The organism is Pseudomonas sp. T1.Ur (assembly GCF_023516725.1).
GTDB lineage: Bacteria > Pseudomonadota > Gammaproteobacteria > Pseudomonadales > Pseudomonadaceae > Aquipseudomonas > Aquipseudomonas alvandae.
This window is the reverse complement of record NZ_JAMGSN010000001.1, coordinates 3,055,801-3,071,747: the sequence shown is the minus strand read 5'-3', so window position 1 is coordinate 3,071,747 and position 15,947 is coordinate 3,055,801. Positions and strand designations below refer to the sequence as shown.

General features: G+C 61.8%; 13 protein-coding genes. 5 read left to right on the top strand and 8 right to left on the bottom strand.

The window, feature by feature from the left end:
- Nucleotides 1–131: 131 nt before the first annotated feature.
- From M8Q45_RS13545 to M8Q45_RS13520, 6 genes are read right to left on the bottom strand one after another with little or no spacing between them, the layout of a single operon-like run.
- Nucleotides 132–494 carry a Na+/H+ antiporter subunit G gene (locus M8Q45_RS13545; protein WP_249875170.1) on the bottom strand — a complete coding sequence of 121 codons (363 nt, stop codon included), beginning with the start codon at nucleotides 492–494 and terminating at the stop codon, nucleotides 132–134.
- The gene (locus M8Q45_RS13540) at nucleotides 491–769 is read right to left on the bottom strand and encodes a K+/H+ antiporter subunit F (RefSeq protein WP_030141293.1); all 279 of its coding nucleotides are present in this window, start codon (nucleotides 767–769) and stop codon (nucleotides 491–493) included. Before M8Q45_RS13540 ends, M8Q45_RS13545 begins: the two co-directional genes overlap by 4 nt.
- Complete coding sequence (locus M8Q45_RS13535; RefSeq protein ID WP_249875169.1) at nucleotides 766–1,254, bottom strand: Na+/H+ antiporter subunit E; 489 nt, start codon at nucleotides 1,252–1,254, stop codon at nucleotides 766–768. The genes M8Q45_RS13540 and M8Q45_RS13535 overlap by 4 nt, the downstream gene beginning before the upstream one ends.
- Nucleotides 1,251–2,936, bottom strand: a complete 1,686-nt coding sequence (locus M8Q45_RS13530) for a monovalent cation/H+ antiporter subunit D (RefSeq protein WP_249875168.1) — start codon at nucleotides 2,934–2,936, stop codon at nucleotides 1,251–1,253. Before M8Q45_RS13530 ends, M8Q45_RS13535 begins: the two co-directional genes overlap by 4 nt.
- On the bottom strand, nucleotides 2,933–3,277 hold the full coding sequence (locus M8Q45_RS13525; RefSeq protein WP_003180540.1) for a Na+/H+ antiporter subunit C: 345 nt from the start codon (nucleotides 3,275–3,277) through the stop codon (nucleotides 2,933–2,935). The genes M8Q45_RS13530 and M8Q45_RS13525 overlap by 4 nt, the downstream gene beginning before the upstream one ends.
- A complete protein-coding gene (locus M8Q45_RS13520; protein ID WP_249875167.1) occupies nucleotides 3,277–6,201 on the bottom strand; it encodes a monovalent cation/H+ antiporter subunit A in 2,925 nt (974 codons plus the stop codon). The genes M8Q45_RS13525 and M8Q45_RS13520 overlap by 1 nt, the downstream gene beginning before the upstream one ends.
- A 258-nt stretch (nucleotides 6,202–6,459) precedes the next feature.
- On the opposite strand from M8Q45_RS13520, the gene M8Q45_RS13515 reads away from it, so the two are divergent.
- The 3 genes from M8Q45_RS13515 (at nucleotide 6,460) to M8Q45_RS13505 (ending at nucleotide 11,199) form a co-directional block, all read left to right on the top strand.
- Nucleotides 6,460–9,030, top strand: a complete 2,571-nt coding sequence (locus M8Q45_RS13515) for a pyocin-S2/colicin E7-DNase domain-containing protein (protein WP_249875166.1) — start codon at nucleotides 6,460–6,462, stop codon at nucleotides 9,028–9,030.
- Nucleotides 9,030–9,506, top strand: coding sequence for a DUF6392 family protein (locus M8Q45_RS13510; RefSeq protein WP_249875165.1), 477 nt, complete (start codon nucleotides 9,030–9,032; stop codon nucleotides 9,504–9,506). Before M8Q45_RS13515 ends, M8Q45_RS13510 begins: the two co-directional genes overlap by 1 nt.
- 193 nt (nucleotides 9,507–9,699) lie before the next feature.
- Complete coding sequence (locus M8Q45_RS13505; protein WP_249875164.1) at nucleotides 9,700–11,199, top strand: S-type pyocin domain-containing protein; 1,500 nt, start codon at nucleotides 9,700–9,702, stop codon at nucleotides 11,197–11,199.
- Between the two features lie 216 nt (nucleotides 11,200–11,415).
- On the opposite strand, the gene M8Q45_RS13500 is transcribed toward M8Q45_RS13505, so the two are convergent.
- Entirely contained in the window at nucleotides 11,416–12,420 is a 1,005-nt protein-coding gene (locus tag M8Q45_RS13500) for a DMT family transporter (RefSeq protein ID WP_249877325.1), read from the bottom strand.
- Between the two features lie 12 nt (nucleotides 12,421–12,432).
- Between M8Q45_RS13500 and M8Q45_RS13495 the strand changes: the two genes are divergently transcribed.
- Complete coding sequence (locus M8Q45_RS13495; protein ID WP_249875163.1) at nucleotides 12,433–12,996, top strand: helix-turn-helix domain-containing protein; 564 nt, start codon at nucleotides 12,433–12,435, stop codon at nucleotides 12,994–12,996.
- Between the two features lie 17 nt (nucleotides 12,997–13,013).
- On the top strand, nucleotides 13,014–14,456 hold the full coding sequence (locus M8Q45_RS13490) for an FAD/NAD(P)-binding protein (RefSeq protein ID WP_249875162.1): 1,443 nt from the start codon (nucleotides 13,014–13,016) through the stop codon (nucleotides 14,454–14,456).
- 206 nt (nucleotides 14,457–14,662) lie between these two features.
- Here the strand turns inward: M8Q45_RS13490 and M8Q45_RS13485 are convergent, their stop codons facing one another.
- Nucleotides 14,663–15,775: a Gfo/Idh/MocA family protein gene (locus tag M8Q45_RS13485; RefSeq protein ID WP_249875161.1), complete on the bottom strand. Its 1,113-nt coding sequence runs from the start codon at nucleotides 15,773–15,775 to the stop codon at nucleotides 14,663–14,665.
- Between the last annotated feature and the right edge of the window lie 172 nt (nucleotides 15,776–15,947).

The window sequence follows — 15,947 nt, the reverse complement described above, 5'->3', positions numbered from 1 at the left end:
CCCAGACAATTGAGTCGAGAGCGAAAGATCAAGATCAAGATCAAGATCAAAAGATCGCAGGCTTCGCCAGCTCCTACAGGCCCGGCGGGAGCAAGCTACCTCGCCACAATGGTGCCTGGCCGAAGCTTCTCCTAATCTTCGGGGCCGGTCCTCGGACTGCTCACCTCCGCCGGCACATCATCCCCGGCCATGCGCTTGCGAAACAACGCCGCCCGGGCCAGCAGCAGGGTGGTGACCGGTACGGTGATGGACAGCAGGATCGGTATCAGCCAGGCGTGCAGCACCGGCCCGGACTTGAGCGCCGAAAAGTAGATGATCGAGGCCAGCGCCACGCACCAGGTGCCCAGTGTCGAAGCCAGCGCAGGCGGGTGCATGCGCTGGAAATAGTCCTTCAAACGCACCAGTCCGATGGCGCCGACCAGGGCGAGCAGGCTGCCGGACACCAGCAGGATCGCCACCGGGATTTGCACCCACATCGACAATTCCCCGGTCATTCGATCACCTCCCCACGCAACAGGAACTTGGCCAGCGCGAAGGAGCCGACGAAGCCGAACAGGGCGATCAACAACGCCGCCTCGAAATAGGTATCGCTGGCATAACGAATCCCCAGCACCAGCATCATCAGCATCGCGATGATGTACAGATAGTCCAGGGCCAGGACCCGATCCTGTGCCGAAGGGCCCTTGAACAGGCGCACCAGGGTCAGGACCATGGTCAGCGAGAACAGGAACAGGCTCAGCAGGATCGCGTTGGACAGCAGCGGGCTCATTCGAAAATCTCCATCAACGGGCGCTCATAGGTGGCCTTGAAGTGCGCGATGAACGCCGCCTCGTCGTCCAGATCGAACACGTGCATCAGCAAGAGGCTGCGATCGAGCGCCAACTCCGACCAGACCGTCCCGGGAATTACCGTGGCGATCATCGCGAGCGCCGCCAGGCCGTTGGCGTCGTGCAGGTCCAGCGGCACCTTGATGAACCGTGAGCGAGGCGGGTGGCGTCCTGCGTTGAGTACGCCCCAGGCAACTGCCAGGTTGGAAGCCAGTACGTCGCGGCCTACCAGCAGGAACAGCCGCAGCATGACCCATGGTCGACGGATACGGATGGGGCGCGGTCGCAGTGGGCGCATCATCAACGGCGCGAGGAAACCCAGTGTCGCGCCCAGCAACAGATGGCCGGCGCTGAGGGACAGGTTCAGCAACAGCCAGAGCAACCACAATGCGAGGGACAGCCAGGGGGCGGGAAACAGGCGCTTCATGGCTGCACCGCCTGCAATTCCGTGCTGGCTTGCGGGCTGGGGACGGCACGGGTAGCCAGCACCGCCATGACATAATGTTCAGGCGCGTTCAACGCATCGGCGGCGGATTGGGTGTAGCGCAGCAACGGCTCGGCCTTGAAACTCAACACGATGCCCAGGCCCAGCAGCGCGATGATCGGTACGCATTCGAAAGGTCGCAGCAGTGGCGAAGGCCGCTCTTGCGGCGTCCAGAAGCGCTGGATGCCCAAGCGCGAGAAAGCGATCAGCGAAGCAAGCCCGGACAGAATCAGCAACGCCAGCAGGCCCCAAGCCTGATTGGACACCGGCACATCACCGCTCGCCCCAAGCCCTTCGGGATTGAGCAGCGCGCTGAGCAGGCTCAGTTTGCCGATAAAACCCGACAGTGGCGGCATGCCGATAATCAGTAGCGCGCAGGCGATGAAGCTCAGGCCGAGGAAAGCCATGGTCCAGGGAATCACCTGGCCGACCACGGCTTTCTGCTCGTCATCGAGGTTGCTGCCCTTGGGTGGCTGCAGCGACTCGAGCGGTCGCGGAAGGCTATCGAGGTCGTCTTCAAGCGCCAAGTCATTGGCCGAGCGCGATCGCTCGATCAACTCGGCCAGCAGGAACATTGCGCACAGCGCCAGGGTCGAGCTCACCAGATAGAACAGCGCCGCGCCCACCAGGTTGGGTTGGGCGAAGCCGATGGCCGACAAGAGGATGCCGGCCGAGACCAGGATGCTCAGGCTGGCCATGCGCTCCAGGCGCTGGGCCGCGAGAATCGCAATCGCGGCGCAGGTGATCGTCGCCATGCCGCCGTAGACCAGCCAGTCGGCGCCAAAATACGCCGAGGCGCCGGCCTGCCCGGAAAACATCAAGGTCCACAGGCGCAGAATCGTATAGACACCGACCTTGGTCATGATCGCAAACAGCGCCGCCACCGGTGCACTGGCCGCGCTGTAGGCCGGCACCAGCCAGAAATTCAGCGGCCACATGCCGGCCTTGGCCAGGAACGCCACGGCCAGGATCGCCGCGCCGGCGTGCAACAGGCCGCGGTCGGCTTCCGGCACCAGCGGGATTTTCAGGGCCAGGTCAGCCATGTTCAACGTGCCGGTAACGCCGTAGATCAGGGCCGCGCCAATCAGGAACAGCGACGAAGCCAGCAGATTGATGGAGATGTAATGCAGGCCCGACGAGACCCGCGCCCGGCCCGAGCCATGCAGCATCAGGCCATAGGATGCCGCCAGCAGCACCTCGAAGAACACGAACAGGTTGAACAGGTCCGCGGTCAGGAACGCCCCGTACAGGCCCATCAATTGAATCTGGAACAGCGCGTGAAAACTCGCCCCGGCCCGGTCCCAGCGGGCCATGGCGAACAGCAGGGCGCAGGCGCCGATGATGCCGGTCAGCACCAGCATCAGGGCTGAGAGACGATCGACCACCAGCACGATGCCGAACGGCGCCTGCCAGTTACCCGGCAGGTAGACGCCGATGGAGGCGGGCAAGGGCTGGTCCTGGGTCCAGGCCAGCAACAGCACGGCGATGCCCAGGCCCAGCAGGGTAGAGAACAGATTAATCCGCGCCTTGAGCGGACGGTGTTTCTCGCCGAGCATCAGCATCAACGCGGCGGTCAGCAACGGAAGCAGGATGGGCGCGGCGATCAAGTGAGGCGTCAACGTCATTCCCTGGGCTCCCGACCGTCCACGTGGTCGGTGCCGGTCAGCCCACGGGACGCGAGCAGGACCACGAGGAACAGCGCGGTCATGGCGAAGCTGATCACGATGGCGGTCAGCACCAGCGCCTGGGGCAGCGGATCGGTGTAGTGCAGCAGGTCCTGGGGCACGCCGTCCTTGATGATCGGCTCCTTGCCGATGAACAGGCTGCCCATGCTGAAAATGAACAGGTTGACGCCGTAGGACAACAGGCACAGGCCCATCACCACCTGGAACGTCCGTGGGCGCAGCACCAGCCAGACACCGGAGGCGGCCAGCACGCCAATTGCAATCGCGATGACTTCTTCCATCAGGCGTTGGCTCCTTTGAGGGGGGCTACGGGCCTGGCGTGCAGGCCCGGTTTATGGGCTCGCACCGATTGGTGGGCCAGGGCGGTGAGAATCAACAGTGTGGAACCGACCACGACGGCATAGACGCCGATGTCGAAGAACAGCGCGCTCGCCAAGTGAATATCACCCAGCAACGGCAGTTCGAAATGCCAGGTGTGAGTGGTCAGGAACGGATAACCCACCGCCATCGCCCCCAGGCCCGTGGCAGTGGCGAAAAACAGCCCGGTGCCCATCCAGCGCAGCGGTCGCAGGCTCATCTGGGCCTCGACCCATTGGGTGCCGGCAACCATGTATTGCAGGATGAACGCCACCGACATCACCAGGCCGGCGACGAAGCCTCCGCCGGGTTGGTTGTGGCCACGCATGAACAGGTAGAACGACACGACCAGGGCAATCGGCAGCAGCAGGCGCACCAGCACCGACGGCACCATCATGAAGCCCAGCGCGGTGTCGCTGGCGTGGCGTGGGTTGACCAGGTCGGTGACCACGTCCGGCGCCAGCAGGCGCTGTTGCGCCGGCAGCTGCATACTTTCCTTGGGCGGCCGGAAACGCCGCAGCAGGGCGAACACCGCCAGGGCCACCGCCACCAGCACGGTGATTTCCCCGAGCGTGTCGAAGCCACGGAAGTCCACCAGCATGACATTGACCACGTTGCTGCCGCCGCCTTCGGGCAGGGCCCGGCTCAGGTAGAACGATGAAATGTCGTTGGGCGTCTGGCGCGTCAGCATCGCATAGGACAACAGCGCCATGCCGCCACCCACCGCGACGGACAGCAACAAGTCCCGCAGGCGCCGGACGCGCGCGCGGCGTTCGCTGTTGGGCAGGGGAGATACCTCTTCGATTCGCCGTGGCAGCCAGCGCAGCCCCAAAAGGATCAGTACCGTGGTGACCACTTCCACCACCAACTGGGTCAACGCCAGGTCAGGGGCCGAGAACCAGACGAAGGTCACGCACGTCATCAAGCCGCAGACACTCACCATCGTCAGCGCCGCGAGACGGTGATACTTGGCCTGCCAGGCGGCACCCAAGGCGCAGCCAATCGCCAGCACCCACAGCACGACGAACACCACGGAGCCGGGGATCTTCGGTCGATCACCCCAGACCAGCGCGCTGTTCATCATCGGAATCAGCCCGGCCAGTACCGCTGCCAATACCAACCAGAACAACTGGGCTTGCAGGCGCCGCGTGCTGATCTTGCGTTCCAGCCGCCGACCCTGACGCATCATCAGCACCAGGCAGCGCTCGAACAAGCGCTTGCCGCTGAGACGACCGATCAACGGCGGATGCTTGATGTGGCCTTGCTTGAACTGTTTGCGCAGCAGCAGGTACAGGGCGATACCACCCGACATCGCCACCAGGCTCATGATCATCGGTGCGTTCAGGCCATGCCAGATCGCCAGGCTGTACTCGGGCAGCGGGCCGCCCACCACCGGCAGCGCGGCGGCGGCCAGCAACGAGCCCACCACCTGGGCGGGAAAGATGCCCACCAGCAGGCAGGTGAACACCAGCAGTTCCACTGGTGCGCGCATCCAGCGCGGCGGTTCGTGGGGTATCAGGGGCAGGTCGCTGGCGGTCGGACCGAAGAACACATCCACGGTGAAACGCAGGGAATAGGCGACGCTGAACGTGCCGGCGATGGTGGCGATGATCGGCAGCGCCAGCTCGACCCAGGCCGTGGCGGAGATAAACACGGTCTCGGCGAAGAACATCTCCTTGGACAGGAAGCCATTGAGCAGCGGCACCCCGGCCATGGCCGCGCTGGCGACCATCGCCAGGGTGGCGGTGAACGGGATCAACCGCACCAGGCCGCTGAGCCTGCGTATGTCCCGGGTGCCACTCTCATGGTCGATGATGCCGGCGGCCATGAACAGCGAGGCCTTGAACGTGGCGTGGTTGAGGATATGAAACACTGCCGCCACCGCCGCCAGCGGACTGTTGAGGCCCAGCAGCAAGGTGATCAGCCCGAGGTGGCTGATGGTCGAATAGGCGAGGAGGCCCTTGAGGTCGTTCTGGAACATCGCGCAATAAGCGCCCAGCACCAGCGTGCACGCTCCGGCCCCGCCGACGATGTAGAACCATTCTTCACTGCCCGACAGCGATGGCCATAACCGCGCGAGCAGAAAGACACCGGCCTTGACCATGGTCGCCGAGTGCAGGTACGCCGACACGGGCGTGGGCGCGGCCATGGCGTGGGGCAGCCAGAAATGGAAAGGAAACTGGGCGCTCTTGCTCAGGGCGCCGATCAGGATCAGCGGCAGCAGGACGGGGTAGAGGGCATGGTCACGAATCAGGTTGCCGGCGGCCAGGACCTTGTCCAGGTCATAGCTGCCCACCACATGGCCGAGCAGCATCACCCCTGCCAACAGGCACAACCCGCCGGCGCCGGTCACCATCAACGCCATGTAGGCGCCGCGTCGAGCGTCGGCGCGGTGATGCCAATAGCCGATCAGCAAGAACGAAAACAGGCTGGTCAGCTCCCAGAAAAACACGATCTGGATCAGGTTGCCGGAAATCACCAGGCCGAGCATGGCGCCCATGAACGCCAGGAAAAACGCGAAGAAACGCGGCACCGGATCGTCCGGTGACATGTAATAGCGAGCGTACAACGACACCAGCGTGCCGATGCCCAGCACCAACAGCGAAAACAGCCAGGCGAAGCCGTCCAGGCGCAGCACGAAATCCAGGCCCAGGCTGGGCAGCCAGTCATAGTGCTCGCGAATCACGCCGCCGTCGGCGATCTGCGGGTACCACAAGGCCACCTGAACCGTACCGACCAGGGCCACGAGGCCGGCCAGCAGGGATTCGGCGTTACGGGCGTTATGCGGCAACAGCGCCGCGACACAGCTGCCGATGAAGGGCAAAAGCAATAGAACTATCAGTGACATAGGTTTCTATTCGGCAAAGGTTGTTGGGGATCATACGTGGCGTATTCCCGATCACCAACCGCGAGGGTGTCGCAGAATCCTACAAGGTAGACGGATTTTTCCTGTTTAGGTTTGTTTCGGTCAGTGGCGGGCTGCGGGGATTGGTCACGGATATCGAAGCGCTCTTAGCTCAAAAACAGAATCCAGGTGCGGTACTTATGTACCGCACCTGAACATCGCTCCATCGCCATGCTGCGCCATACAGAAAAGGAGATCTGTATGGCACAGCAAACACTTAACGATGGATCAGATGGAACAGTAGTCATCAGCCCTGGGCCAACGGCTTCAGGTGGCGGTTTCCAGATTGGAAGCGGCGGCTTTTCAGGCGGGTTTGGTGGCTCGGGCAGCAGGCGCAGCAGACGACGGCGTAAAGCCAGGGCGAGAGCCAGATACGAGCAGCTGAAGGCTCAGCGAGAAGCCCAGGCAAAGGTAGACGCGGAAAAGGCCCAGGCTGCGGCCACGGCCCAGGAGCAAGCGCGCGCCCAGGCACGTCAACAAGCGCTGGCGACTATGGTGCAACGCCACACCAGCACCCGGGCTGAGGTGGATCGGAGCTTCGCGGGCAAAAAGCAACAACTCGACGCGTCCCTTCAAAAGGAAATTTCCGCCGCAAAACGGCCGCCCGTCTCGAACTCGACCGAACGCTGGCAGCTTTACCTCATCACCAAGGAGAAAAGCGAAATCGACGGGCTGATCGCCCGTAAGACCACGGAACTCAAGGCAAAAAATAGCGCCGCCCGCGTTTTCGACGGACAGGATCCACTTACCCGTTCGGCGAACGACTATCGAGCGCGACTGGACCAGTTCGGCCCAGCGCTCGACGCCGGCCACCGACTCTGGGAACAGGCTTACACCGCAGCCCAAGAGGCGCGACTGCTGTCCGAGCAGATCAAGGCCCTGAGCGAAAAATCCAACGCGCTGTCCCGGCACCATGCCGAACTGACGGTGGTTTGGCGTGAGCGGGAAGCCGTCTGGGAGCGCCAGCGTCAATACGCCGAACAACGGGCAGCGCGTATTCGCTTCAAACAGCAGGTTGATGAAAACCTCCGGCTAGAAAGGCTCAGGCAAGTCCATACCGTGAGTGTGCCCGCCGCTTCGTTGACAGCAGGCGGGATGGTGTTGAGCCAGGGGACCGTGTTTGTGCCTCGACAAGACACGGCGGTATTGGACAAGGCTGTCCAGTCGGCCGTGGAAATGCTCGGTGAGTTAAAGAGCATTGCCTTGAAGGGGCCAGGTTTATTTATCGCACTGGCGACACACACCACCCCTCTGGGCAACGGAGAGCTTACCGTCGAGCAACGTCGGCGACTGTTTCAAGGCGTTGGCGTACCGGCCCAGGCACTGGGTCTGGCAGACGAGCAGAGGCTGAGGTCAGTTGCCGATGCAGGTGGCTCGATGCTAATGCCGCACCGGCTCAAACCTGAAACCGTATCCGAAGGCACCACGATCCACGTCGCCAATACCGGCGGGGCAATCAGCGCTCAGGTTCCGGTCATCAATGCAGTCCTGGACCCTCTGACCGGCCTCTATAACGCCGAAGTTCCTGGCGTTGTACCCCGGCAACTCCAGTTCGCCACTGACGCGGTCCCACACACCGCCCCGACAAGCCCGCCAGTGCTGATGCTCATGGCGCCACAAGTCGAGACCCTTCCGGCGAACGCGGACCTGCGCATTCAAGACTGCATCGTCTGCGTGCCTGGGTTGCCGCCGACCTATTTCTCCTTCGATTTGCCACCCCTGGGCTCGGGCATCGTCGCGGGCGCCGGCAAGCCGGCTGCCAATGATTGGTGGAGCACGGCCAGCCAGCCCCAGGGCGCGGCCATTCCCGAGCAAGTCGGCCAGCAGATGCGGGCGCAGACGATAAAGTCCTTCAGTGCCTTCGACCAGGCACTGTGGCGCACCCTCGCCGAGCACCCAGCGCTGTCGGTGTCGGGCAACGCAGATGAAATCAACCAAAAACGCATCGAACGAGGTTTTGCGCCCTACGCGCCGAAAAGCACGTGGGTAGGCCAGCGTCGTGAATTCGAACTGCGTTACCAGGAACGGGTCGAGCTGGGCGAAAACCCGTTCAACCTCGACCGCATCAGCATCACCACCCCAAACAGCCTGCTGGGCAGGCCGGGCATCGTACCGGCCGTCATCCCCTGGCCCGCGCCTCCCATCGGCAAAGGGACCCGGACACCTCTGGTACCACCGGGCATCGAACAGCTTGGCCCGACCACCTCACCGATCACACCGCCACTCTCGTCGGTATATCCCGGCAATCCTGTCATCCCGGTCCTACCGGAAAACGAGACGTTTCCGGCTGTTGATCCGGGGCAAACCGGTGCCAATATGCCGGGGTATCCGGCGGACATGGAACTGCCTTCGCCGGGGTTGGTGTTTGTCGGCCCTCCAGTGGAACCGTTGGAGGTAGGGCCGTATAACGAACTCAGTGGTCGAAGCAGAGGGGATGGGTTGGATATTGATCACATACCGTCTAGGAAGGCGTTGAGGGCCTATATAGATCTGAACCATGAAGGTATGAACACCTCCGAAATTCGGGACGCCATCCGAAGGGCGCCGTGTATTGCTATTCCTTCGAGTGTTCATCAGAAATTCAGTGAGACATATGGTGGGCGCAACAGTGTTGAGAAAAGCATGAACGACGCTTCAGATCTGGAGGCGGCGGTGAACAGTAATTTGACAGCACTTAAGCTGGGGCTTATTGAGTCTGGAGCGTCAGAGTCAGATATAGATGCCGCCCTGAAATCGTTGCATGAACTGCATAAAAAACAAGGATGGTATTGATGAGAGTTGCTGAACTTGAAGTGCTTATTGAACGTATGGGAAGTCAGCATGAGGTATTGGTAAGCGAGGGCATACTGCCCGATCAATCGTTGACCGAAATGTTTGAAGGAGATGATCGACTTGGGCTTGAGACGGAGCCGGGTATAGAGATGGAGTTCTGGCGGGAGACGAGGAGGCTCGAGACGCTTTTCGTTACCCTCATACGAACTACACCTTCGACGAAGGAGTATAAAGGCGAGCTCCCTGCTCTCTATATGGCACAAATGACGCAGTCTGATGTTCATGTCATTTTCGGGAAGCCGATGGCATCGAGAGGCCCAACCAAAATGCCAGTTCCGATAGGGATGACGGGGGGGTGGGATTCGTACCCATTGGACCCAGAACGGTATCCGGGTAAAAAGGTTATTTTTCAATACACCCAGGATATGAGAGTGAAGACCTTGGTCTTCACTTTGATAGATAAAGGGCACCTTTGATCAGGTGATGAGTGCGTTGCATCACTTTTTCCGCAGCGCTTAAATCTTCAGGAAAAAATTTAGGCTGTAACGAATCTGAGTTTTTACAAACCCGGCTTCGAACCGAATAGATCAAGCCCCGTGTACGCCCCTGCTCGACCAATCGAGCAGGTGCGTTACCGAGCATGCATGTTCAAACAAGGAAAAACCATAGATGGAACTTAAACCCAAACTCCAGGATTACACTGAAACCGAGTTTCAGGCGTTCGTAGGAAAAATCTGGAATGTCGACGTGGGCAAAGAAGAGCATGACCGACTCATCAACCATTTCGATCGAATTGTCGGGCACCCCAAAGGCGCGGACCTGCTGTTTTACCCCGAGGACACCGGCTATACGAACGCCCCGGACATGATTATCCACTTCATAAAACAGTGGCATTTCAAAAAGAACGTTATTCCCTTCAAGGGTGGGGTACTGCCTGCCCCGGCCAAGCCCGCGCCTCGCTTGAGCATGGCGCAACACGCGACGGCAAGGGCCAAGCGCGAGCTTGCCAATGCACAGCGGTTGGCCTCGGACATCACCGCCGCAGACCAGACGGTTGAAAAAGCCTTTACCCAGCTGGAGCTTGCGACCCGGCAACGACAAAACCAACCCGAGGCAGAGCTGACACTGGATGCACTCAAGCAGGGGATGCGGCAATTGGAGCAGGCACAACACGAAGTGGTCATGGCCGTTAGCACGTTCGAGCGGCATAAAATGCGTGTCGAGTTCGCCTTGAGTGGCGCCCAGCGTGATCTCACCTATAACAAAGCCGACCAGGCGCTCTGGCAAGCGAATGCACGGCAGGCCACTGCCAATCATGGCCGCTATCTTGCGCGTTTGTCCTCGATCGCCCAGCGCCATGCCGTTCTTCATGCCGCCGCTGAAGCGGTACTGGAGCGTTCCTCGCAGCGACTGATGCGGTTACGCGGGCAGGACAACGGCTCGGTGTTGTTTCGCATGTCAGCTATCCAGGATATGGGGCGTCCGAACCTGCTGCTAAGCGACGCGCCGCCGCTAAGAACCAGTCAGCGGGTGGACTTGCAGAAATCCATTCGTTCAGCCGTCGCCGAGTTCAATTGGTTGATGACGCATCCAGAGCAGGGCCACGCCGGGCAATATGCCGAGGTCCTGAGTTTTGATTTTGTCAGTCGAACCAAAGAGGTGCGTTTTGGCCTGTGTGTGGCGCTGGCCGAGATCTTTGCAATCGAACAGGACTGGCAAGCCCTTGCCGCACAGCAGGGCGAGGTGGCGTTGCCGTTGCGAATGAGCACCGCCACCGTCGCGGCAAAACCCGGCAGCCACTTCAGGGGCCTGAAAGAAATACGTGAGCTTCTTCAGATCTACATCACGCCTGCCACGGGTGTGTTGCCGTCCAAGGTGCGCGTGAGGCTGGCGGTTTGGGATGAAACTGGACGGGCTTTTCGCTTCACCACGGACGGCCCGCACGCCCGAGTGATTGAATGGACCCGTGCGGAGAGCTTGGCGCCGCCGGTTGCGTCCGAGCAAAGTCGACTCGATTCTGCCGGTCTTATTCACTCTTCACCGGTGCCGACATTGGCATCCTTTGATTTCATCGAAGACGTTCGATTCGATGATTATGTCGTGGTGTTTCCTCAGGATTCGGGATTGGAACCGCTCTATGTCGCGTTCAACGACCGCCGAAGCGCGTGATTGAAAGCGCTTGGGTAATGCCAGTCAGGAGATAGCACGCCATACAGATAACCCGTGGCGAGGGAGCTTGCTCCCGTTGGGCCTGTGTGAGCTGCCGAAGGCTCGGGCCGCGTTCGGACGATCTTTTGATCTTTCGCTTGGGATTCAAGTGTCTGGGGAAAGATCGCAGCCTCGTTGCACTCGTCAGCTCCTACACCGGTTCAAACGCCCCCGGCCTCACTGCTCCCGCTCAAGCACCTCATCCACCTCGACAACCGCTTTGTTCCGAGTCTTCAGCTCACTGACAATCACCGCCGCCACGATCAGCGCCGCGCCGAACAATGCAACAGCCGGCAGCCGCTCGCCAGCCAGGCGCCCGGCAATGCCGGCCCACACCGGTTCGCCGGCATAGATCAACGTGGCGCGGGTCGGCGAGACGCTTTTTTGCGCCCAGTTCATCGCCACCTGGATCGCTGCGCTGGCGGCGCCCAGGCCGACGGCGCTGACCAGCAGCAACATGGAAAAATCCGGGATCTTTTCCTGGGTCGGCACCACCATCAGGAAGGCCAGCACCGCCGTGCTCGCCAGTTGCACCACGGTCACCCGGCGCACATCGACCTGGCCGGCATAGGCGCTGATCAGGATGATTTCGGCGGCAATCGCAATAGCGCTGATCAGCGTGGCGATTTCACCGGGGCTGAAGTTCAGCGAGGCCCCGGCCGGGCCCGACACCAGCATCAGCCCGGTGAACGCCAGCATGATGCCGATGCTTGGCATCAGTCCGGGCCGGCGGCCCAGCACCAGCCATTGCAGTAACGGCACGAACGGCACGTAAAGTGCTGTGATGAACGCCGACTGGCTGCTGGGGATGGTTTGCAGGCCAACGGTCTGCAGGCCATAGCCGAGCATGATCGCCATGCCAATGAAACATCCAGCCTTGAGTTCGAACAGCGTCAGGTCCCGCAGGTGCCGCCAAGAGAACAACGCGACAAACGCGGCCGCCGCGGCGAAGCGCAGGCCGACGAAAAACATCGGGCCGCTGACGGTCATGGCGCGCTGCACCAACAGGAAAGTCCCGCCCCAGATCATGGTAATCAGCACCAGCACGCATTCGGCCTTGCTGAACCTTGAGAAACGGGAGGAAGCTTGCGGGGAATTCACCGATGCCATGACCTTGCGCGCCACTTGAGGCGGACGCACAATGCGCCCGAAGTTGGGCAGTATAATGCGCAACCCAGCCATGTGAGCAATATAGTGCACAAAGAATCCGGTCAGCGGGCCTCCGTCCTGCAACACGTCAGCCAGAATGTCCGTCGTCTGCGGCATGCCGCCGAGCTCAGCCAGACGGCGCTGGCCGAGCGGTCGGGGGTCAGCCGGCGAATGCTGGTGGCCATCGAGGCTGGCGAAAAGAACGTCAGCCTGACGACCCTGGACCGGGTCGCCGAAGCCCTTGATGTCGCCTTCAGCGATTTGATCCAGGCCCCCGAAGCCCGCGACCCGAGCCGCATCAACGAGCTGGTCTGGGCCGGTGTGATCCCAGGCAGCAAAGCTGTGTTGCTCGCCAAGGCCACCGCCAGCCGTGAGGTAGAACTCTGGGAATGGCGGCTGGAGCCAGGCGAGCATTACCATTCCGAGTGCGACGCAGATGGATGGAGCGAACAACTTTATGTATTCGAAGGCTGCCTGACGTTGCTGCTGGGCAGCGAAGAGCGCCGCATAGGCGTCGGTGAGTTCTTCATGTTCGCCAGCAACCAGCCCCATGCCTATCGCAACGATGGCTCGGTGGCGGCGAGATTCGTACGCAACGTGGTGATTTGATGCCTGGGGAGAGCGGTATGGACACAGCGCTGGAGCAACAGGGCAGCGGCCTCATCCGCGAAGTCGATATCCTGATCATCGGTGGCGGCCTGAGCGGTGCCATGCTGGCCGCGCAGTTACTGCGCCTGCCGGGCCGGCGCGAGGTGCTGATTGTCGAGCCGCGTAGCGAGTTGGGCCGGGGCGAGGCCTACAGTGCCGTGGAACTGGGCCATACCTTGAATGGAAACGGGGCCCGCATGAGCGTCGACCCGGACAACGCCGACGATTTGACCCAATGGCTCACCGCGTTCATCGCGGCCGGCGGCTGGCCCGAGTCGGATCAGCAACACGTGCCGATCAGCGAGCTGTTCCCGCCCCGAGGAATGTTTGGCCTCTACGTACAGCAACGCCTGGCCGAAGCGCGCGAATCGGGCGCACAGAACGGTTCGACCGCCGAGCATGTGCGGGGGGAAGCCGTGGACCTGCGGCTTGTCGACGGTGGCGTGATGGTGACGCTCGGCGACGGCCAGGTCTTGCGTGGCCGTTTCGCTGTGCTGGCCACCGGCATGTTCCCGGCGGCGCGCACCCCGCAGACCGAATCCAGCGGCTTGAACGCCGCAGCCCTCGATCCCTGGGACGTGGCCGCCATGCGCCAGCTCGATCCGCAGTCCACGGTGCTGATCATCGGCTCGGGGCTGACCATGGTCGATGCCGTGGTGTCCCTGGAACAGGCCGGGCATCGCGGGCCGATCGAAGTGTTTTCCCGCCATGGCCTGCTACCCCATGTACGCCGCCAGCCACCGGCCTGGGTGGATTTCCTCGCCGAAGATCCCAGCCTGCGTTCGCCCCGCCAGTTGATGCGCGCCCTGCGGGAACAATGCCGTCAGGCCCAAGCCCAGGGCATCGATTGGCAGGCGCCGCTGGACACGGTGCGCGCCCATATCGGGCGTTTATGGAACCAGGCCAGCGATGTGCAGCGCCGGCAGTTCGTGCGGCATGTGCGGCCGTGGTGGGAAAGCCATCACCATCGCTCGCCGCCGTTGAGCGCGGAACTGGTGGCGCGCCTGCATGGGGAAGGGCGGTTGCGGATTCAGGCGGCGTCGTACAAGGGGCTTGTATCGTCTGGCGAAGGATCGGTGGCGGTCAACATTCGCCGACGGGGCGAGGCTGGACTGGAAGTGGTACAGGGCGCCGCGTTGATCAACTCCAGCGGCATTGAGTATGACTGGCGTCGCGTTGCGCGACCGTTGCCGCAGCAGTTGTTGGCGCGAGGTTTGGTCCAGCCCGGCCCGCTAGCGTTGGGCATCGCCGCCCGTCCCGACGGCGCAGTGTTGGACGCCCAAGGCAACCCTGCCGAGCGCCTGTTCGCCATGGGCCCGCCACTGCGGGGGATGTGGTGGGAAAGTACCGCTGTGACTGATGTGGCGAGCCAGGCCAAGGCGTTGGCGGGACGGTTGGCTGAGCTAAAAGCTCAAGACTGAGCACCGTGGCGAGGGAGCTTGCTCCCGCTGGGCTCTGTAGGAGCTGGCGAAGCCTGCGATCTTTTGATCTTGATCTTGATCTTTAGATTCAAGGTGTCTTTGGAAAAGATCGCAGCCTCGTTGCACTCGGCAGCTCCTACACAGCTCCTACACAGTTTCTACAGAAGAGCTCCTACACAGCTCCTGCTCAGGGGGAGCCGGTTTCATCATTTCTGCACTGCCACCCAACGCTCCTCACGCGCCGCTACGCGAATCGCCGCCGCCAGCCGCTCCACTTCCCAGGCCTCTTCGAAGTCCGTCCCGCTGGCGCCTTTGCCGGCCAGCGCCATGATCAATTCCTGCACCTCCAAGGTCTTCAACTCGTTGTACCCCAACTGGTGCCCGGCGGCTGGGCTGAAGGCGGCGTAGCCGGGCAAATCCGGGCCGGCCAGCAGTCGCTGGAAACCCGCCTGGCCGGCGCGGCACACGCGCAGTTCGTTCAGCCGCTCCTGATCGAACGCCAGGGTGCCGAGGGTGCCGCTGATCTCGAAACTCAGGTGGTTCTTGTAGCCGTGCTTGAGCCAACTGCTGCTCACCGTGCCCCGGGCGCCGCTGGCGAAACGCAACAGTGCGTGGACCTGATCATCCACCGCGATCGCGCGTTGTTCGGTATTGCCGACGCTGGCAGGGCGTTGGTTGTGAACGGTCTGGCTGTCGGCGCACACCGCCTCGACATCGCCCAACAGATGCCGGGCCATGGCCAGCAAATGGCTGCCCAGGTCCGCCAGCGCGCCACCGGCATGCTCGGCCTCGCAACGCCACGACCAGGGTGAGGTCGGGTCGGCCATGAAGTCTTCACTGAATTCGCCCTGGAAACTGACAATGCGCCCCAGCTCCCCACGATGGATCATTTCCCGCGCCAGCTGGATGATCGGGTTGTGCTGGTAGTTGTAGCCGACCCGTGTCACCACGCCCGCAGCCTTGGCCGCCTGGCGCATCTGCTCGGCCTGCTCCAGTGAGACCGCAAGAGGCTTTTCGCAATACACCGGTTTGCCCGCCGCCAGCGCGGCCATGGCCATCGGGAAATGCAAATGGTTGGGTGTCGTGATGGCGACCACGTGAACCTTCGGGTCATCAATCAACCGTTGCCAATCGCTGTGGGCCGTTTCGAACCCCCAGCTCTGGGCGCACTGGCGGGCACGCTGGGGATCGGCGTCGGCCAGGGCGGCCAATGTCAGGTTCAGGGGAAGGTCGAACACCGCTTTGGCATTGTGGAATGCCAAGGCATGGGCGCGGCCCATGAAGCCGGTGCCAATCAGACCGATGCCGAGTTCACGCATGAGAAGAGCCCTTTGAGTTTTTATTGTCAGAAGGGCTCTTTATGGAATAAATATTCGCTAATTGCAAATAGTAGAATAAATATTCATTTTGGCGATCACTGAAGATCCCCCTGCGGGAGCGAGCTTGCTCGCGATAGCGCTGTATCAGTCACACAAGTATTGGCTGACCCAC

Coding starts and splice junctions, on each gene's coding strand:
- M8Q45_RS13490 (WP_249875162.1), top strand. CDS start 13,014: ATGGACACAGCGCTGGAGCAACAGGGCAGCGGCCTCATCCGCGAAGTC.
- M8Q45_RS13530 (WP_249875168.1), bottom strand. CDS start 2,936: ATGACGTTGACGCCTCACTTGATCGCCGCGCCCATCCTGCTTCCGTTG.
- M8Q45_RS13525 (WP_003180540.1), bottom strand. CDS start 3,277: ATGGAAGAAGTCATCGCGATTGCAATTGGCGTGCTGGCCGCCTCCGGT.
- M8Q45_RS13485 (WP_249875161.1), bottom strand. CDS start 15,775: ATGCGTGAACTCGGCATCGGTCTGATTGGCACCGGCTTCATGGGCCGC.
- M8Q45_RS13540 (WP_030141293.1), bottom strand. CDS start 769: ATGAGCCCGCTGCTGTCCAACGCGATCCTGCTGAGCCTGTTCCTGTTC.
- M8Q45_RS13500 (WP_249877325.1), bottom strand. CDS start 12,420: ATGGCTGGGTTGCGCATTATACTGCCCAACTTCGGGCGCATTGTGCGT.
- M8Q45_RS13545 (WP_249875170.1), bottom strand. CDS start 494: ATGACCGGGGAATTGTCGATGTGGGTGCAAATCCCGGTGGCGATCCTG.
- M8Q45_RS13510 (WP_249875165.1), top strand. CDS start 9,030: ATGAGAGTTGCTGAACTTGAAGTGCTTATTGAACGTATGGGAAGTCAG.
- M8Q45_RS13535 (WP_249875169.1), bottom strand. CDS start 1,254: ATGAAGCGCCTGTTTCCCGCCCCCTGGCTGTCCCTCGCATTGTGGTTG.
- M8Q45_RS13505 (WP_249875164.1), top strand. CDS start 9,700: ATGGAACTTAAACCCAAACTCCAGGATTACACTGAAACCGAGTTTCAG.
- M8Q45_RS13520 (WP_249875167.1), bottom strand. CDS start 6,201: ATGTCACTGATAGTTCTATTGCTTTTGCCCTTCATCGGCAGCTGTGTC.
- M8Q45_RS13515 (WP_249875166.1), top strand. CDS start 6,460: ATGGCACAGCAAACACTTAACGATGGATCAGATGGAACAGTAGTCATC.